Source organism: Rhizobium mesosinicum, from assembly GCF_019511345.1.
Classification (GTDB): Bacteria; Pseudomonadota; Alphaproteobacteria; order Rhizobiales; family Rhizobiaceae; genus Rhizobium; species Rhizobium mesosinicum.
The window spans coordinates 1-17,801 of record NZ_JAEUAK010000010.1; the positions used below are offsets into that span (position 1 = coordinate 1).

15 protein-coding genes, 1 pseudogene and 1 riboswitch are annotated in these 17,801 nt (G+C 61.4%); of the genes and pseudogenes, 6 read left to right on the top strand and 10 right to left on the bottom strand.

The window, feature by feature from the left end; genetic code table 11:
- The 3 genes and pseudogenes from JNB85_RS22825 to cobU all read right to left on the bottom strand — a co-directional run.
- Nucleotides 1-565, bottom strand: a pseudogene (locus JNB85_RS22825) (cobaltochelatase subunit CobN); the annotation flags it as partial.
- A gap of 9 nt (nt 566-574) precedes the next feature.
- Nucleotides 575-1,621 (bottom strand): cobalamin biosynthesis protein CobW, encoded by a 1,047-nt coding sequence (cobW, locus tag JNB85_RS22830; protein ID WP_220336574.1) that lies wholly within the window; start codon nt 1,619-1,621, stop codon nt 575-577.
- Nucleotides 1,622-1,625: 4 nt separating this feature from the next.
- A complete protein-coding gene (cobU, locus tag JNB85_RS22835) occupies nt 1,626-2,135 on the bottom strand; it encodes a bifunctional adenosylcobinamide kinase/adenosylcobinamide-phosphate guanylyltransferase (RefSeq protein WP_220336575.1) in 510 nt (169 codons plus the stop codon).
- A gap of 192 nt (nt 2,136-2,327) precedes the next feature.
- Nucleotides 2,328-2,723: riboswitch (cobalamin riboswitch) on the bottom strand.
- 207 nt (nt 2,724-2,930) lie between these two features.
- Here cobU and JNB85_RS22840 point away from each other — a divergent pair.
- Nucleotides 2,931-4,721 (top strand): chloride channel protein, encoded by a 1,791-nt coding sequence (locus tag JNB85_RS22840; RefSeq protein WP_220336788.1) that lies wholly within the window; start codon nt 2,931-2,933, stop codon nt 4,719-4,721.
- On the opposite strand, the gene JNB85_RS22845 is transcribed toward JNB85_RS22840, so the two are convergent.
- Both JNB85_RS22845 and JNB85_RS22850 read right to left on the bottom strand, forming a co-directional pair.
- Nucleotides 4,707-5,804, bottom strand: coding sequence for an adenylate/guanylate cyclase domain-containing protein (locus JNB85_RS22845; RefSeq protein ID WP_223216584.1), 1,098 nt, complete (start codon nt 5,802-5,804; stop codon nt 4,707-4,709). The genes JNB85_RS22840 and JNB85_RS22845 overlap by 15 nt on opposite strands.
- A 241-nt stretch (nt 5,805-6,045) precedes the next feature.
- Entirely contained in the window at nt 6,046-6,345 is a 300-nt protein-coding gene (locus tag JNB85_RS22850) for a DUF1330 domain-containing protein (RefSeq protein ID WP_220336576.1), read from the bottom strand.
- A gap of 103 nt (nt 6,346-6,448) precedes the next feature.
- Between JNB85_RS22850 and JNB85_RS22855 the strand changes: the two genes are divergently transcribed.
- Nucleotides 6,449-6,937 carry a MarR family winged helix-turn-helix transcriptional regulator gene (locus JNB85_RS22855; RefSeq protein WP_220336577.1) on the top strand — a complete coding sequence of 163 codons (489 nt, stop codon included), beginning with the start codon at nt 6,449-6,451 and terminating at the stop codon, nt 6,935-6,937.
- A 26-nt stretch (nt 6,938-6,963) separates the two neighbouring features.
- Here JNB85_RS22855 and JNB85_RS22860 read toward each other — a convergent pair whose 3' ends face one another.
- Both JNB85_RS22860 and JNB85_RS22865 read right to left on the bottom strand, forming a co-directional pair.
- Nucleotides 6,964-7,734, bottom strand: a complete 771-nt coding sequence (locus JNB85_RS22860; RefSeq protein ID WP_220336578.1) for an SDR family oxidoreductase — start codon at nt 7,732-7,734, stop codon at nt 6,964-6,966.
- Nucleotides 7,735-7,836: 102 nt separating this feature from the next.
- Nucleotides 7,837-9,291, bottom strand: coding sequence for a cobyric acid synthase (locus JNB85_RS22865; protein ID WP_220336579.1), 1,455 nt, complete (start codon nt 9,289-9,291; stop codon nt 7,837-7,839).
- 660 nt (nt 9,292-9,951) lie between these two features.
- Here JNB85_RS22865 and JNB85_RS22870 point away from each other — a divergent pair.
- Entirely contained in the window at nt 9,952-10,950 is a 999-nt protein-coding gene (locus JNB85_RS22870) for a glycine betaine ABC transporter substrate-binding protein (protein ID WP_220336580.1), read from the top strand.
- A gap of 33 nt (nt 10,951-10,983) precedes the next feature.
- On the top strand, nt 10,984-11,334 hold the full coding sequence (locus tag JNB85_RS22875) for a hypothetical protein (RefSeq protein ID WP_220336581.1): 351 nt from the start codon (nt 10,984-10,986) through the stop codon (nt 11,332-11,334).
- A 6-nt stretch (nt 11,335-11,340) separates the two neighbouring features.
- On the opposite strand, the gene JNB85_RS22880 is transcribed toward JNB85_RS22875, so the two are convergent.
- The 3 genes from JNB85_RS22880 to JNB85_RS22890 all read right to left on the bottom strand — a co-directional run bounded on the left by JNB85_RS22880 (nt 11,341) and on the right by JNB85_RS22890 (nt 13,999).
- Nucleotides 11,341-11,496 (bottom strand): entericidin domain-containing protein, encoded by a 156-nt coding sequence (locus tag JNB85_RS22880; RefSeq protein ID WP_183740405.1) that lies wholly within the window; start codon nt 11,494-11,496, stop codon nt 11,341-11,343.
- A gap of 94 nt (nt 11,497-11,590) precedes the next feature.
- On the bottom strand, nt 11,591-12,490 hold the full coding sequence (locus JNB85_RS22885) for a LysR family transcriptional regulator (protein WP_220336582.1): 900 nt from the start codon (nt 12,488-12,490) through the stop codon (nt 11,591-11,593).
- A 102-nt stretch (nt 12,491-12,592) separates the two neighbouring features.
- A complete protein-coding gene (locus JNB85_RS22890; protein ID WP_220336583.1) occupies nt 12,593-13,999 on the bottom strand; it encodes a peptidoglycan L,D-endopeptidase MepK in 1,407 nt (468 codons plus the stop codon).
- 289 nt (nt 14,000-14,288) lie between these two features.
- Between JNB85_RS22890 and JNB85_RS22895 the strand changes: the two genes are divergently transcribed.
- The gene (locus JNB85_RS22895) at nt 14,289-15,593 is read left to right on the top strand and encodes a hemolysin family protein (protein WP_220336584.1); all 1,305 of its coding nucleotides are present in this window, start codon (nt 14,289-14,291) and stop codon (nt 15,591-15,593) included.
- A gap of 138 nt (nt 15,594-15,731) precedes the next feature.
- A complete protein-coding gene (locus JNB85_RS22900) occupies nt 15,732-17,633 on the top strand; it encodes a potassium transporter Kup (RefSeq protein ID WP_220336585.1) in 1,902 nt (633 codons plus the stop codon).
- Nucleotides 17,634-17,801 lie beyond the last annotated feature (168 nt).

Genomic DNA, 17,801 nt, shown 5'->3' on the forward strand with positions numbered 1-17,801 from the left:
CCTCAACCCCAACCAGCCCTCGCCCCGGCCACCAGATCCCCGCCTTCATCAGCGGGGCGGCGGGCGCCGGCTTCTCCTCCCCCGATAGCATCGCCGCCGCATAGGCCAGAAAGCCCCGGGCATTGGCGTCCCCACCCTCGATCAGGTATTCCCAGAGCGCATTCAAATCCTCAAGCGCCACATTGGAAAACGGCGTCAGCCCGGCATCCGGCTTGGAATCCCCTGGCAGCACCGCAATCAGCGCCCCGCTGCGCGCCGCCACCGCATGCAGCGCCTCCAGCGCATAGTGGAAATAGCTCGCCCCGCCGAGCGCCCGCAAGATGATCAGCTTCGCATGCCGTGCGGTCCGCTCCACATAGGTATCGACCGACATCGGATGCTTCAAGCTCATCAGGCTCGCGAGCCTCAGCGAATACCCCCCCGTTCCGCCGGCATGAGCCGCGGCAATTGCCGCAAGCTCGGTGTCGGCAGCCGACAGGAACAGGATATCGCCCGGCGACTGACCGAGGTCGATTGCCTCGTCCCCGTCGCTGATCGTTCCCTGCTGGGCCAGAAGCAGATGCATCTTATATCCTCAGACGAGCGCTTCGATCGCCTTGCGCACCGCCTTCTGATCCATCTCGTGCAGGCCGATGACGACAAGGCGCGTGCTGCGCGCTTCGCCCGCTGCCCAGGCGCGGTCGAAATACTGGTCGATACGGGCACCCACGGCCTGCAGCTGCAGGCGCATCGGCTTATCGGACACGTCGATGAAGCCCTTGAGGCGCAGCACGTCATGCTCGGCGATGATGCCCTTCAGCTTCTCGACGAAACCCGCCGTATCCGGGATCGCGCCAAGCTCGACGACGAAGCTGTCGAATTCGTCATGATCATGCGGTTCGCCATCCTCATGTTCCAGCTCGTGATGGGACTTGCGGTTAGCCACATCGCCCTCCGTGCCGACGCCGAGCCCGAGCAGCACGCTTGCCGGCACCTCGCCGTTCTTCGCTTCGATCATCACAGGCTTGCGGGCAATGCGCGAGGCGACTTCGCTCTTTACGCGGCCGAGCCCGTCAGCATCGATCAGATCGGTCTTGTTGAGCACGATCAGGTCGGCGCAGGTCAGCTGATCCTCGAACAGTTCCTCGATCGGGCTTTCATGATCGAGCGCTTCATCCTCGACGCGGCGCGCATCGACGGCATGGTGGTCATCGGCAAAACGCCCGGCGGCAACGGCGGCGCTGTCGACCACGGTGATGACACCGTCAACGGTGACTTCGCTTCTGATGTCCGGCCAGTTGAAGGCCGCGACCAACGGCTGCGGCAAGGCAAGGCCAGAGGTTTCGATGACGATATGGTCAGGGCGCTGATCGCGCTCCAGAAGCTTGGTCATGGTCGGAATGAAATCGTCGGCCACCGTGCAGCAGATGCAGCCATTGGTGAGCTCGATAATATCGTCCTCGGTGCAGTTCTCCGCGCCGCAGCCCTTCAGCACATCGCCGTCGACGCCGAGATCGCCGAACTCGTTGATGATGAGCGCGATCTTCTTGCCGCCGGCATTGGTGAGCAGGTTGCGGATCATGGTCGTCTTGCCGGCGCCGAGAAAGCCGGTAATGACGGTTGCGGGGATTTTCTGCTGCATGGAACTAACCCTTCATTTTCAGCGGCAAACCCGCTGCGATAAAATAAACATCCGAGGCCGAAGCCGCGATCATCTGGTGCAGCCGGCCGGCATGGTCGCGAAACTCCCGCGCCATGCGGTTCTCCGGCACGATGCCGAGACCGACTTCATTGGAAACGATGACGAGCTGCGCCTTCGCCTGCGGCAGGAAGGCGGCGAGCGCCGCGGATTGAGCAGCGATATCGCGCCCCTCCATCATCAGGTTGGTGAGCCAGAGCGTCATGCAGTCGACCAGGATCGCCCTGCCCTCACCATCGATGGCGGCAAGTGTTTCGGTAAGCGCCAGCGGCTCCTCATGCGTGGTCCAAGAAGGACCGCGTTCGGCCTTGTGCTGGTCGATGCGCGCCCGCATCTCCTCGTCCCAGGCCCGGCCGGTGGCGATGTAGTGGCGGTCGAGGCCGCTTGTGGTGACGAGGTTTTCGGCGAAGCGGGATTTGCCGGAGCGGGCGCCCCCGAGGATGAAGGTGGCGGTCATGCGCAAACGCTCCTGAGAGAGAGGATGCGGCGGCTTGTTCCGGGTCTACTTTTATGAGCGATGGGGGGTGCCACATAGTCGACGCAAGAGGCCGAAAGCACCGCACCGACGCCTCCAAATCGCACCGCTGAATCATATCCTTCAGCCAAGACAACCTCCGTGCTGGCAGCGGGCAAAACACCCAGTTGGGCATTATGCCCGGCACGGATGGCAGGTCTCCTGGCTCGCAGTTCTCGGCCGCGACAGGGGCAGACCGTTTCCGGTCGCCCCTGATCGTGCCAGCGGATCTGCCTCGCCTTCCCGGCTGCATCTCGTGAAAGGACGGACGATTCGTAGAATTAGAGGCGTCCTGCCCCGGCTGATCACGATGCATTTCCAGTGGCTTTTCCGGCACTTGCCCCGCCTTGCCCGCCCGCAGAATGCGAGGCCGTCGGCGCAGCAGTAAAAATGCCGGACGGAAGACCCTGACTGCTCTACAGTCGCGGGGTCGGCTGTGATGAAGGCGCCCGGTTTGGGTCCGCCCCGTCACATTCCCTTTTCATCCGGAAGGCGTGAGGCCGATCCGGAACCATCCATTATATGGATCCATGGTTAAGCGCGTGCAACCCCCATGTCAATTGCCGCGCAACGTCCCGCTGACGTTCACCCGTACTTACACTACCAATATTATCGTCTTTAATCAAAGGCTTACGTCACAAAAACTTTACGGCTCTGTCGGTATTTCGCCGCAATTGCCGCCCATGCGGATGCCGACTCCGCCCTTGACCCCCACTCCTGCCGCCTAGTTTTCTCATGATGCTCTCCCGAATGGACATTCGCCGCCTCGGCCCTCTTGGCACAGCCTTCGATCCGCGACGCCTGCGCGCGCTCATTCGCCACAGCGAAATGGGAATGGTCTTCGCCGGCGCGCTTGTCGGTATCGTATCGGGACTTGCGGTCACAGCCATGAGCTACGTCTCGGAAGAGATGCACAGTCTGATCTTCGGCATCGACGGAACGACGAGGCTCAGCGCCTCGCAGATCGACAGCAAGTTCCTGCTGATGACGGCTCCGGTTGCCGGCGGCATGCTGCTCGGACTATTGCTCTTCATTCTCGCCAAATGGCGCAAGAAGCCGATGGTCGACCCGATCGAGGCCAATGCGCTACATGGCGGACGCCTCTCGCTGACCGACAGCATCCTCGTCGCCATCCAGAACCTCGTTTCCAATGGTTTCGGCGCATCCGTCGGCCTGGAAGCCGGTTATACGCAGCTTGCCGCCGGCATCGCCTCGAAGTTCGGCCTGAAGCTGCAGCTGCGCCGCGCCGACATGCGCGTCCTCGTCGGCTGCGGCGCGGCCGGTGCGATTGCCGCCGCCTTCAACGCGCCGCTGACCGGCGCCTTCTACGCCTTCGAGCTGATCATCGGCAGCTACACCATTATCTCGCTGACGCCTGTCGTCGTCTCAGCGCTTGTCGCAACCCTCGTTGCGCGCCTTCTTGCCGGCAGCGATTTCATCATCGATGTCGGCAGTTTCGGCGCTGTCCAGCCGGCCGACTACGTGCCGGCCATCGCGCTCGGTGCCTTCTGCGCCGGCGTCGGCATCCTCATCATGCAGGGCGTCTCCTTCGTCGAGGAACTCGCGCGCAAGAGCGCAATCGCACTGCCCTTCCGCCCGGCGCTCGGCGGCATCGTCGTCGGCCTGCTGGCGCTGGTCTCGCCGCAGGTGCTGGCCGCCGGCCACGGCGCGCTGCATCTGAACCTCTCCCACGAGATCACGATCCCTGCTTTGATCGGTCTCTTCCTTCTGAAGTCGGTGGCGTCCGCCGTCTCCATCGGCTCCGGCTTCAGGGGCGGCCTGTTCTTCGCCTCGCTTTTCATGGGCGCGCTGCTCGGCAAGCTCTTTGCCTATTCCGCCCCCTATTTCGCCGATGCGACGCTGACGCCTGTGATCTATGCCGTGGTCGGCATGAGTTCGCTCGCCGTCGCCGTCATCGGCGGGCCGCTGACCATGACCTTCCTGGCGCTGGAGATCACCGGCGACTTTCCGATCACCGCCCTGGTGCTTGCCGCCGTCATCACCTCCTCGCTTGTCGTGCGCACCACCTTCGGCTACTCCTTCGCCACATGGCGCTTTCACCTGCGCGGCGAGAGCATCCGCAGCGCCCATGATGTCGGCTGGATCCGCAACCTGACCGTCGACAAACTGATGCGATCAGACGTGAAGACCGCGAAGCTCGGGATCACGCTGGACGCCTTCAAGGAGGCCTTCCCCATCGGCTCGACGCAGCGCGTCATCCTCGTCGATGACGGCGACAAATATGCCGGTCTCGTGCTCGTGCCGGAAATCTACGCCAACCCCACCAGCGCGCAGGACGAAGGCCAGCAGCTGACCGATTTCATCCGCTATAAAAACGATTTCCTGCAGCCGCAGATGAACGCCAAACAGGCGGCCGCGATCTTCGACAAGACAGAAAGTGAAGCGCTCGCCGTCGTCAACAACCTCATCGAGCGCAAGGTGATCGGCCAGCTCAGCGAAAGCCACACGCTGCGCCGCTACAGCGAAGAGCTCGACCGCCGGCGCCGAGAGGTTTCAGGCGAGATCTGAGGCAATGGCCGCCGATTTTCGAGCCGATGCTACAATCGGATCCGCGAGCTTGAACACGTCGGCCTTCCTCGAAAAGCCGCGCAATTCGAACGATCCAAGACCTTCGCAGGCGACACCGCACGCAGCCGCGAAACTTTCCGACATCAGAAGGGGCTGCCCGAGCTCGCCGCAGAGTTTCTCGATCCGCGACGCCTCGTTGACGGCCCTGCCGATCACGGTGAAGTCGAGCCTGCCGCGGGCGCCGATATTTCCGTAAAACACTTCTCCGAGGTGCAGGACGACGTCGACACCGATGTCAGGCCCACCCTTGCCTGTCCGCTCCCGGTTCAGCACCTCGTTGGCCTTCAGCATGTTCCGGGCCGAAGCGAGTGCTGCACGGCATGCCTTTTCGGGATCATCCCCTTCCCCGCTGCCGATCGGAAAGATCGCCAGCACGCTGTCGCCCATGAATTTGAGGATCTCCCCGGAATTTTCCTCGACATGCCTGCCGATCAACTCGAAATGCGCGTCCAGAAACCCGGCGATTTCGCCCGGCTGATAGACCTCGGTCAATCCTGTGAAATTGCGGAGATCGGCAAGCAGGATCGCAGCATTGATGGATCCGCCCTTGCCTCTCTGCGCCTCGCCTGCAAGGATGCGTGCGCTTGTCTTGGCACCCGTGTAAACGGCCAGGATATCGGCGGCGGTTTTCGATGCGGCCATGCGGTAGCAGGCGAGCCCGAGAACCGGAATAAGCGTTGTGACGGTCATCAGTTGGTCGTCGGAAAACCCGCCCGGTACGTCGCTGGTCAGCGACAAGCTGAAGCCGCGCAACGCAACCTCCTTCGGAAACTCGAAAATGCTGATCACGTGATCCGTGCCCCCGGCAAGCGCGAATTCCTTGAGCCGCGGGTACTCGAGCCCCTCTCCGTCCGCCAAATTCCAGCGCCCCTTTCTTTCACCGCGGCTCAACAGATGAAATGTCGGCGTCTTCTCAAAGTTGCGTTCTTCGATGCCGCCATGTTCGGAATTTTCGATGGTCGTTACCCCACCTCGCACGAAATTGGCCGCGACGCCGCGGTACATCGGATGAAGGGACGGCATCGTTATACTGGCCCGCCAGATCGGAAAGCCCTCCGCGATCAGCCGCTCGCACAAGCCCGCAACGAGGTCGCCAATATGCTCGCTCGTGATTCCCTGCTCTATAAGCCAATGAATATGATCGCTAATTTTGGAATCTCCACATGGACCGTCACAGTTCTATGATCGCGAAATCGGGCAAATGGGCGGCGTTTGCGAACCGCGCCACCGCACCATCAGGAGATCGCCTCGCCGGCCGAGGTCGCTAGCCGTCGAGCCCGGCGACGACGACCGCCGGGCAGGCGCGCAGAGAGTGATACCTGGCATTATCTTCATTCGCCTGTTTTACCTCGTCATACCACTCGCGCGCGATGGACGCGGTGCGGAATTCGATGATGACGAGCCTGTTCATCCGACGGTCTCCCTGAACCGGCTGGACCTTGCCTCCGCAAGCTCTGACGTTGCCTCCATGGAACGTCACGTCAGGTGATATGCATGCGAGATAATCATCGATCGCCTGATCTTCGATATCGGGATGGATTTCGAGAATGAAATAAGCGCTCATCGATCTCTGCCTCCGACAGGGCCGGACAGCCATGCGAGAGTATCGACATGACGCCGACGATTACTTAGAATATCGAAACAATTAGTTCGGAGATCTAAACGTTTTGCCACAAAAGTCAACCGGCCGCCTCGCGCGCTACATCCCGACGGTCCAGCTGTTTTCAGCCAGGCTGGTGCTGTTCCATCAGAAGATGGCCGAGAAAGTTGGTCTGACAGGCACCGAATTCAAGTGCTTCCGGCTGCTGGAGCAGCTCGGTCCGCTGTCGATGACGGCCCTGTCGCGCGAGGTCGGGTTGAAGGTAGGAACGGTCAGCGGATTGATCGACAAGCTGGAGGCGACCGGCTTCGTCGTCAGGCAACGGGATGAGACGGACAAGCGTCGCCTTGTCCTGGTTGCCTGTCCCGAGGCCTCGGCACGCGCCAGCTCGCTCTACGAGGAGCATGGCGAGGCGATGGCCGCACTGCTGGAGACCTACAGCGAGGCCGAGTTCAATCTGCTGCTGACGTTCCTGACCGATATCGGCAATGTCCTCGCCCGTACCGCATCCACAGCATCGGAGGAACTGATTCCCGAGCGGTCCTCCGCCCCTTGAGGAGCGGCGGGAAACGCCGGCCCCCCTCACATCCTGACCGTCATGCCGCCGTCGACGGTCAGCACGTGCCCGTTGACGAAAGAGGCGGCACCGCTTGCAAGAAACAGCGCCGCGCCGGCGATCTCCTCCGGCCGGCCCCAGCGCTGGGCCGGGATGCGCTGGCGCACGAAGGGCATCAATTCCTCATTCGCAGCCATCGCCGCATTCGTCTCGGTCGCAAACCAGCCTGGCGCAATCGCGTTGCTGGTGATGCCATGCGGGCCGAACTCGACCGCCATGGCGCGCATCAGGCCGGTCAGGCCCTGCTTGGCCGCCGGATAGACGCAGTCGCCGGGCATGACGACATGGCCGCTGATCGAAGTCACCGCGATCAAGCGCCCGTAATTACGCCGCTTCATCAGCACGGTTGCGTCCCGCGAGAGCGTCATCGCTGCGGCCAGGTCGGTGCGCAACAACTCGATGATGGCATCGTCGTCGAAATCGGCCAGCGGCCGCCTGTCGCGGGCGCCGACATTGTTGATCAGGATATCGAGACGGCCATGGAGCTTTTCGATGTCCGCCATCAGCGCACGCTGGGCCTCTCGGTCGGCGATGTCGAAGGCGGCAGCCTGCGCCGCACCACCAGCGGCGCGGACGGCCCTTACGGCATGTTCCAGCGTCGCCGCCGTGCGCCCGGTGACGATGACATGTGCGCCGGCCTCGGCAAGTGCGCGTGCCATCTCGAAACCCAGGCCGCGACCGCCGCCGGTCACGAGCGCCACCTGGCCCACCAGTGAAAATCTATCCAATATGCTCATGGTTTTCATCGCTCTTGATCAGAAACGCTGCGCAATTAATGGACTCAGTCAACTAATTTGGCAATAGGAGAACGATGCTGATGAACGCAGGCCATATCCGGCCTAGCCGAGCAGCCCTGCGAGCCAGCGCGGGTTGAGATGTTGCTCTAGGCCGCCTGCGACCTCGTTGAGCGCCCGGTCGACGCTCTCGCGATAATTGCTGCCTTCGCCTGAGAGGCCAAAGCTTTGAAGCAGCCCGGCACGGTAGGCGTCGCTGCCGAAGAGGCCGTGCAGATAGGTGCCCACGATCCGGCCATCGGCCGAAACCGCGCCATCGGCAGATCCATCCACGATCGCCGTCGGCCGTTCGCAATCAGCCCCTTGCGTGACACCGAGGTGGATCTGATAGCCTGACAGCGGCACGTCATATTCCGCCGAATGGGCAGAGCTGTTGCGCACCGTCTTCTCCGGCGCCATTTCCGTCTCGACATCAAGCAGGCCAAGCCCTTCGATCTCTGTCGCCGTACCCTCAATGCCGAGCGGGTCATACACTTTGCGGCCGAGCATCTGGTAGCCGCCGCAAATGCCGATCACCCGGCCGCCGCGCTTCACATGGGCGGCAAGGTCGCGGTCCCATCCCTGCGCCCTGAAATCCGCGAGATCCGATATGGTCGATTTCGAGCCCGGCAGGATGATGAGCGCGGCATCGGCTGGCAGCCGCTCGCCAGCGCGCACGAAGACGAGCTCAACGCCGAGCTCGGTCCGCAGCGGATCGAGATCGTCGAAATTGGCAATGCGCGGCAGCACCGGCACGGCGATCTTCAGCGCCCCTTGCTCGCCCTTCACCAGCCGCTCCAGCACGACGGAATCCTCGGCAGGCAGCCGCCCGGCCGCCTTCAGCCAGGGCACGATGCCAAAGCAGGGCCAGCCGGTGAACTGCCCGATGGATGTAATGCCGTCGTCGAACAGGCTTACATCGCCTCGGAATTTGTTGATGATGTAACCCGAGATCATCTTGCGATCCTCATCGGAAAGGATCGCATGCGTGCCGACGAGCGAAGCGATAACCCCGCCGCGATCGATATCGCCGACGAGGACGACAGGCACATTCGCCCGCGTGGCAAAGCCCATATTGGCGATATCACCGGCCCTCAGATTGATTTCGGCGGGCGAGCCTGCCCCCTCGACGATCACGAGGTCGGCCCCCTCGGACACCTTGGCGAAACTCTCCAGCACGGAAGAGATGAGCTGCGGCTTCAGCCGCTGATAGTCGCGCCCCTTCGCCTGCCCGAACACCCTGCCCTGCACGATGATCTGGCTGCCGTTTTCCGACTGAGGCTTCAGGAGCACCGGGTTCATATGCACCGACGATGGCGTGCGTGCCGCGAGCGACTGCAGCCATTGCGCCCGCCCGATCTCGCCGCCGTCGTCCGAAACCGCCGCATTGTTCGACATGTTCTGCGGCTTGAAGGGCCGCACCTTCAGGCCACGATTGGTCGCCAGGCGGCAAAGCCCAGCCACCAGCACCGTTTTGCCGACATCCGAGCCGGTTCCCTGCAGCATGATGGCTCTGGTCATTGGCGTCATCCGTGAAGCATTTCCCGCAGGCCTATATGCGGGCCGAGGGCAGGTCAACAGAGGCCCTGAAATGCGAAAACCGCGATCAGGCGATAAAGCCCTACGCGGTTTGCCGTAAACGCTGGCGTCTTCACCCTTACACGATGAAGCTCGCGTTTTCCGGGACGCAATACCTGATCCGGAAAAGCAGCGGTTCTCCCCGCTGCGCATCAACAGATAACGGCACATTCTTACCGGATGGTTATTGAAGGCCCAGCCGGATGTGAATTTCGACTTTTTTTGAACTTTTCGAATCTGCCGTTGATGAAACCGCTTCCAGCCCTCTCCGCGGACATGCATTTCCGCCCAATCGCACCCAAAATGGCCACGTCCAGGAAATGCCGACATAAATTATTCAGATTCAATAATTTAGCAAGATTGTAACCTGGAAAAGAGAGTTGATTTCTGATGGTAAATCCGTAGGCTCACTTGTGATGAGCCATCGACATAAGTGGCCAGGGACGAGCCGCCGGAAGCCAGACGAACGGCGCCGCAGACAGGAAAAACCCGATAGAGCCTTATTCCGTCGGGGCGATCGGCAGTTTAAGCGGCGCAGGGATTTGTCGGCTAATTACTCCGGCGCATGTCGCGTTCGACCACATAAAAATTCGGGGAAGCATAATGAAGGCATTTTTCACGTCGTTCATCCTTGCCGCCTGTCTTTATGCCGGTATTGCGGAGGCGCAAGCGGCCGGATGCGGCAAAGTCTCGATCGCCAAGATGAGATGGGGCTCTGCCGCCATTGCCGCGAGCTTCGACAAATACATCCTCGAAAAAGGCTACGGCTGCTCCGTCACCATCGTCGATGGCGACACGCTGCCGACCCTGGCTTCCATGAGCGGCAGCGGCACGCCTGATATCGCCTCGGAATTCTGGGTGAAAGCGGTCAAGCCGCAACTCGACGCCGCCATCAGCGCCGGGCGTTTGGTCAAGGGCGCCGAAATTCTAGCGGATGGCGCGGTCGAAGGCTGGTACATTCCGAAATTCATCGCCGATGCAAATCCGGATATCCTCTCCGTGCAGGACGCGCTGAAGCACCCGGAACTCTTCCCCGATACCGACGACCCTTCGCGCGCCGCTGTCTACAACTGCCCAGAAGCCTGGGCCTGCGAGATCTCGACCGCCAATCTGTTCAGGGCGCTCGATGCCGATAAGCTCGGCTTTACGCTGATCGACAGCAGGACCCCTGACGATTTCGACGATTCCATTGCCCGCGCCTTTAAAAACAAGGTCGGCTGGCTTGGTTACTACTGGTCGCCGACGTCAGTCATCGGCAAATACGACATGAAACAGCTGGGCTTCGGTGTGCCGCACGATCAAGTCGAATGGGATGCTTGCACCTCGGTGCCTCGTTGCGCCAACCCCAAGGTGAACGCTTACCCGGTGTCGCAGGCCTTTACGCTGATGACGGGGGCTTTCGCCGGCCGCGCCGGCCCCGTCATCGCCTACCTGAAAGCCCGCAGCTGGGATAATGAAACCATCAGCCAAATCCTCGCCTGGCAGGATGAAAATGGCGAGGACAACGAGAATGCAGCCCTCTATTTCCTCGAGAATTACGAGGAACTCTGGAGCCGCTGGATTCCGGCCGATGTAGCCGAAAAGGTCAAGGCCAGTCTATAAGCCTTTCTGACAATAAGGATTGGACGATTCGTTATGACTGGCACGGTGCCCTTCCCCGATCGCGATACTGTCGCGGAAAAACTCGCGGCGCTCTCGGAAACCGACAAATCCTACCTGTCGCTGCTCATGGAAAATCCGGTGCAGGACGATAACCTGCTCGCGGGCCTCTATCGGCATCTCGATCTCGCCGCCGCCGCGCGTCTTCTCAACTCGCTAAAACTCGAAACGCTCGGCAAGTGGATCGGCGAAGCTGCACCCGACCGGCTGCAGATCAGGTTGATGGAAGCAGCACGCTCCAGCCAGCACCCGGCCTATGCCGCATTCCGGACCGGGCTTGCCCGATCCGGCGGCCTCGAAAAAGCCTATCCGACTTCAAAAATCTGAAACTAATTATCTCTTAGCTGCGCGGTCGACACTGCGGCCGGCATCCTGCGTGGCGTTGACGGCATTTGCCGTATCCCTGCCCATGCCTTTGATCGTGTTGGCGCAGGAAGAGAGCGCAAGAAGGATCATCAAGGCGGATGCGATTTTACCCGTGGTCGTCATGTGCGAAATCCTTTTGTGAAATAACCCCGAACGGCTGAAGCCGCCCGGGCGGGATAACGCATTCGTGAGCGAAAAGTTCACCGGCTAACCGAATTCAGGCAGCAGCCGCTTTCGACCTCTCGGCGAAGGATGCCCGGATGCTGTCGGCAACCGTCTCGATCGGCCCCGTCATCTGCGATGCGGTCAAAAGCTGGATGTCGAAAGACCCCAGTTCCGGCAGGCCTTCCTGAATGCCGAGGATCGCCATATCCTCGCCGATATACGAGAGCGGCAGCGGCGCGATGGCCAGATCGGAGACCACGGCGGCGCGCTGAGCCATCGTGTGGGCGCTGAGATAGGCGACGCGATAGGGCCGCCTGTTGCGCTCGAGCTGGGTGATCGCCTCTTGCCGCCAGATGCAGCCGTCTTCCCAGATCGAAATCGGCAGTGGGTCGCGCCGATGCGCCGAGCCGCATTTGGCGCCGGCCCAGACGAGCCGTTCGCGATAAACGACTTCGCCGTTGGTGGGGAAAGGCCGCGTGGCGCAGTTGATGAGCGCGAGATCGAGACGCTGCTCCTCCATCCGTTTTTTCAGGCCGATACTCATGTCGATCGTTACGTCGACCATGATGCCCGGATAGGTCTGCGCGAAGCTCTTCAGGACCTGCGGCAGCAGTCGTTCGCCGATATCCTCTGGCGCGCCGAGACGTACCACGCCGCTGAGCTCGGGCATGATGAAGCGCGACACCGCCTCATTGGAAAGCGCCAGGATGTTGCGCGCATAAGACAGCAGCATCTCGCCATGCTGCGTCAGCGTCACCGAGCGCGCATCGCGGCGAAACAGCATCACGCCCAGCTGCTCTTCGAGCTTCTTGATCTGCATGGAAACGGCCGACGGCGTGCGGAACACTGTCTCGGCCGCAGTCGAAAAATTACCGGTCTCTGCAATGGCGACGAAGGTGCGCAGCACGTCATTGTCGAGCAGAGGAATGGGACGGCGAAACGGGATGGTCATCGTCACATCTTTCAATTTTTCTGAATGACCAAGGATTATCATTCCATTTGATTGAAAGTCAATCTGCCCCTATTTTTATAGGGCGGTTACCACTATTTGAGTTCAGCCCTCGGTGCCGAAACGGCTGGTCTTGAAGCTGGTTCCAGTCGCACCTGAGGCAACCGTCCGGCCCTCGCCGGAACCCTTCGGATAGGTGTTGTCGATCATGGCAGGCGCCGTGAGTTCAACTGCCGTTTCCGGCGACCGCACCGCCCAGGCAATCAGCGCTCGTGCGGACATCTCGCCGACGCCGCCCGAGACATTCTCCGACGCGGAGACCGGCAACACCGCGATTTGCTCGGCCGTTGGTGCGGGATGGGTCAGCCGGTCGGCGATATCCGAAGTATTGGTAGGCTTGCGACCGACGACGAAGCGCGTGAAATCGGCCGGGGCCGGCTGGACGGATGCAAGTACCGGCGCGACCGCGGGCACGGGTGCGGGCGTCTGGCTGTCCACGGCCTCGATTTCAACAGGCCGCAGCACCGGGAGTGGAACGGTGAGTGACGCAAGATCGGCAAATGCCCGGTCGGCAACCGCCTTGTCCTCGGGCTTGGCAAGCTGCGGCGCCAATCCGATCTCGGCCCGCTTCTGCGGCGTCGGCAGCATGGCGGTGACGAGGCTTCCGGTTACCACCGGATCGGGCGTCTTCGCCGGCAGAGTTGCGGGTGCCGTCACCAGGGTCGGCGCCGCTGTCTTTGGCGTTACAGGTGCGTCGTCATCCTCATCCTCGCTTGCGGCAATCTCGATCGGTGCGGAGCGGATGCCCCTCTTGCGCTCGGCAAGCGCCACCTGATAACCCGGCAGCGGCCGCCCGTCCGCCGGCAGGTGGATCGTGTGCCCATCCGGGAACAGACGCGCCAGCTCCTGGCGCGACATGCGCGGCCAGGCGCGCACATTGCCGACGTCCAAATGTACGAAAGGCGAACCCGATGTCGGATAATATCCGACGCCGCCGACCTGCATCTGCATGGCAAGCGCGCGCAGCGTCGCAAGCTTGACGCCTGGAATATAGAAATCCATCGCCTTGCCGAGCATGTGCTGGCTGCGCTTTGCCACGCCGGTATTGCGCGAGCGGTTGCGCAGCATGTTGTTCGTCGCCGGCGAGCGATAGGCCGAAACGACGTGGATCGCCTCCTTCGCCCCGCTCTTGCGATAGACCTCCCAGACAAGGTCGAGCAGCCGCGGGTCCATCCTGGCCGGTTCGTTTCGCCGCCAGTCACGCAGGAAGCGGTTGATCTGGTTCAGGCCGCGCTGGTCGAATTTGCCGTTGCGCTTGAAGACGATCGTCGCCCGCTCACCCGTATGTGTGAAGTAGAGTTTCAATGCCCGGTCCTCGGCCGCTGCCTCGCCCGATCCGGCAATGACTGCAAAAAATAAGGCCGCGACGATCACCATGCGATGGGCGACGACAGACAAAAACCACACACAGGCGGTCGTCGGAATGGCGGCGATGGCTTGATGAAGGGACACAGGCTTCGTCCTTGGTGCGAGACACGAAAACATCAAAGGCACCGCACACGCGGGCGGTGTTAAGCCTTCATTATGGTCAACAGATCCTTAAGAGGCGGTTTATGAGCCGCGGATTATATGAGCGCCCTTTCGGGGAGATGCCGTCACGGGCTTCGCCAGCGGCACCGGCTGGGAGAAATCCCGCCATATTTATGTTGCCAAGAGCCCATGATCTTCGATGCGAACCCTCGCAAAGCGAGGCGAGATCGCATAGTTTCGACGCAGCATTATCAGCAAAACAGGCCAAAGTTTGTTTACCGAAATAGCCATCGTCGTCCTTCTCACCATTCTCAACGGCGTCCTTGCAATGTCGGAGCTCGCAATCGTCTCCGCCCGCCCGGCTCGCCTCAAGGTCATGGCCGACCAGGGAAGCGGGGGAGCGCGACTGGCTCTGCGCCTGGCTGAAGATCCAGGCCGTTTCCTGTCGACGGTCCAGATCGGCATCACCCTCGTCGGCGTCCTGTCAGGCGCCTTCTCCGGTGCAACGCTCGGCGCGCGATTCTCCGCCTGGCTTTTGGCGCAGGGCATTCCCAGTGCCTGGGCAGACGGGCTCGGCGTCGGCACCGTCGTCGTGGCGATCACCTATCTCTCCCTCATCATCGGTGAGCTTGTGCCTAAGCAGATGGCCCTTCGCGCGCCGGAAGCCGTCGCTGCCCGGGTCGCTCCGACGATGACCTACCTGTCGAAGGCGGCCCTGCCCCTCGTCTGGCTGCTCGACGGCTCGGGCAAGCTCATTCTCGCCCTGCTCGGCCAGTCCGGAAAGAACGCCGACGGCGTCACCGACGAGGAAATCAAGACGGTTCTCGCCGAGGCCCAGAGCGCCGGCGTGATCGAAAGCGGCGAATCCGCCATGATCACCGGAGTCATGCGGCTTGCCGACAGAACGGCGCGCGCGCTGATGACGCCGCGGCGCGATGTCGAGCTGATCGATATCGAGGATTCCGCCGAGGAGATCCGCAACACCATCCAATCGACCGCGCGAACGCGGCTGCCGGCCCGCAAGGGCAGTTCGGACGAGATTCTCGGCGTCCTCGCCGTCAAGGATTATTACGACGCCCATGCTGCCAGCCGGTCGGTCGACATCATGACGCTCGTGCGGGATGTTCCGATCATCTCGGACCTTGCTCCCGCCTCCTCGGTGATCGAATCGATCCGCAAGTCGTCGCAGCATATGGTTCTGGTTTTTGACGAATACGGCCACTTCGAGGGTGTGATCACCTCGGGCGACATTCTGGAATCGATCATGGGCGTGTTCGGCGACGCGGCCTCCGGCGAGGAGCCGGCGATCAAGCGGCGCGACGACGGCTCCTACCTGGTTTCCGGATGGACGCCGATCGACGAGTTCTCGGAATTCATGAATTTCCCTGTTGATGACGACGTCGAATATCAAACTGTCGCCGGTCTCGTTCTGGAAGAGCTGAAGCACCTGCCGGAACTGGGCGAGAGCTTTGTCAAGAACGACTGGAAATTCGAGGTGATCGACCTCGACGGTCGGCGCGTCGATAAGGTTCTCGTCAGCGCGCTGTCGAAGAGCGAGGCAAGGGCGGAGAGTTAATCGGCACTGCAGGGACCGGATGCGTCCGACCTGGAAGCCTTGCCTCCTAGTCGCGCTCCGACGTGCCATTCTCAGGCTGCGCCCCATATCTTTCGTTCCTAACAGCAATCAAGGCCGAACAACAATCAAGGAACGCCCATGTCCGTCACCACCCACGACGCAAGCCGGTCCCATCCGGGCCAGCAAAAGTTTGCGGCCCTGCTGCTCGGAGCAATCGGCGTGGTCTATGGAGATATCGGGACGAGCCCGCTCTATGCCTTCCGCGAAGCGCTTCGGCCCTTCGTCCATGACGGCGTCACGCCAAACGAGGTCATCGGGCTGATCTCGCTGATGATCTGGACACTGACGGTCATCGTCACGTTCAAATACGTGCTGTTTCTGCTGAGGGCGGACAACGAGGGCGAAGGCGGAACCCTTTCCCTGCTGGCCCTTCTCATGAAAAAGACCAGCAGGCACGCAACCATCTTTTTCTTCGCAGGCATCATTGGTGCCGCGCTTTTCATCGGCGACGCCATGATCACCCCTGCCCTATCGGTGCTGTCGGCGCTCGAAGGGCTGAAGCTCGTAACACCGGTCTTCACGCCCTATGTCCTGCCGATCGCCATCGCGATCATGCTGCTGCTGTTTTTCGTCCAGTCAGTCGGCACGGCGTCGGTGTCGAAACTCTTCGGCCCGATAACGCTGCTATGGTTTCTCGTGATGGGCCTCGGCGGACTTGTCCATATCGCCGACGATCCTGCGATCTTCGCAGCGCTCAATCCGCTCTACGCCTTCGACTTCATCACCCATGCGGGCCTCGTCGGCCTCGTGGTCCTCGGTGCCGTCTTCCTCACCGTGACGGGGGCGGAGGCGCTTTATGCCGACCTCGGCCATTTCGGCAGGAAACCGATTCAGGCGGCTTGGTTCGCCGTGGTCTTCCCGTCGCTTGCGCTGAACTATCTCGGCCAGGGCGGACTGGTGCTTGCCAACCCGCAGGCTGCGTCCGATCCGTTCTTCCTGATGTTTCCGGAATGGGCGATCCTTCCGGTGGTCATTCTGGCCACCGCAGCCACCATCATCGCCAGCCAGGCGGTCATTACCGGGGCGTTCTCCCTTGCCCGTCAGGCGATCCATCTCGGATTCCTGCCGCGGCTGGAGATCTGCTTCACCTCCGCTTCCAACACCGGCCAGATTTATGTCCCTGCCGTCAACCTGGCGCTTCTTTTGGGTGTGCTTGCCCTGATCTTCGCATTCGGCTCCTCCGAGGCGCTGGCCACCGCCTACGGGATTTCGGTCACGGGCGCGATGGTCGTCACGACGATCCTGTCCTTCCAGTTTCTGCGCGTCATCTGGGGATGGAGCGTGCTTACGGCCCTGGCGGCACTCCTGCCGCTCCTCCTGCTTGAAAGCATCTTTCTCGGCGCGAATCTCCTGAAGATCCACGACGGCGGCTATGTTCCGGTTCTGATCGCCGGTGGGCTGATGATCATGATGTGGACCTGGAAAAAGGGAACCTTGCTGGTGCGGGAGAAATCCGCAAGGAGCGACGTACCCTTGATGCAGTTCCTCGCGTCCATCGAACGGAAGTCGGATCACGCTCCCGTCCAGGTTCCCGGCACCGCGATCTTCCTGACCAGCCTTCCCGACATGACGCCCGGCGTGCTTCTGCATAATCTGAAGCACAACCGCGTCCTCCACCAGCGTAACGTCATCCTCAACGTGAAAACCGCACCGCGCCCCTATGTGGCGGAGACGGACCGGGTGACGATCGAAAGGTTGTCCGAGCGCTTCATCAAGATCCAGCTCCTGTTCGGCTTCATGGAAGATCAGGACGTTTCCAAAGCCCTGCCGCTCTGCCGCAAGGCAGGCTTCGATTTCGAGATCATGTCGACCTCGTTCTACGTCGGCAGGCGCAAGCTCGTCGGCGACCCGAACACCGGCCTTCCTGCCTGGCAGGACCGGCTCTTCATTGCCATGGCCGGCTTCGCCATTGACCCCTCGGACTATTTCCAGCTCCCCAGCAACCGCGTGGTGGAGCTCGGAGAGCAGATGGTCATCTGACCGCGGCGCGTGAATCGTCCACGCCCGTCCACCATCGGAGGCAGCTCGCAGCCATGGGTATGCACGCCCTCATCTTTCAATTTCTCTGAACCTAAAGCCAAGTTCATTTCATTTGTTTGAACCATGCTCGATACCTATATTGTAGGTGTAACGATGAGGCTGAAGAAA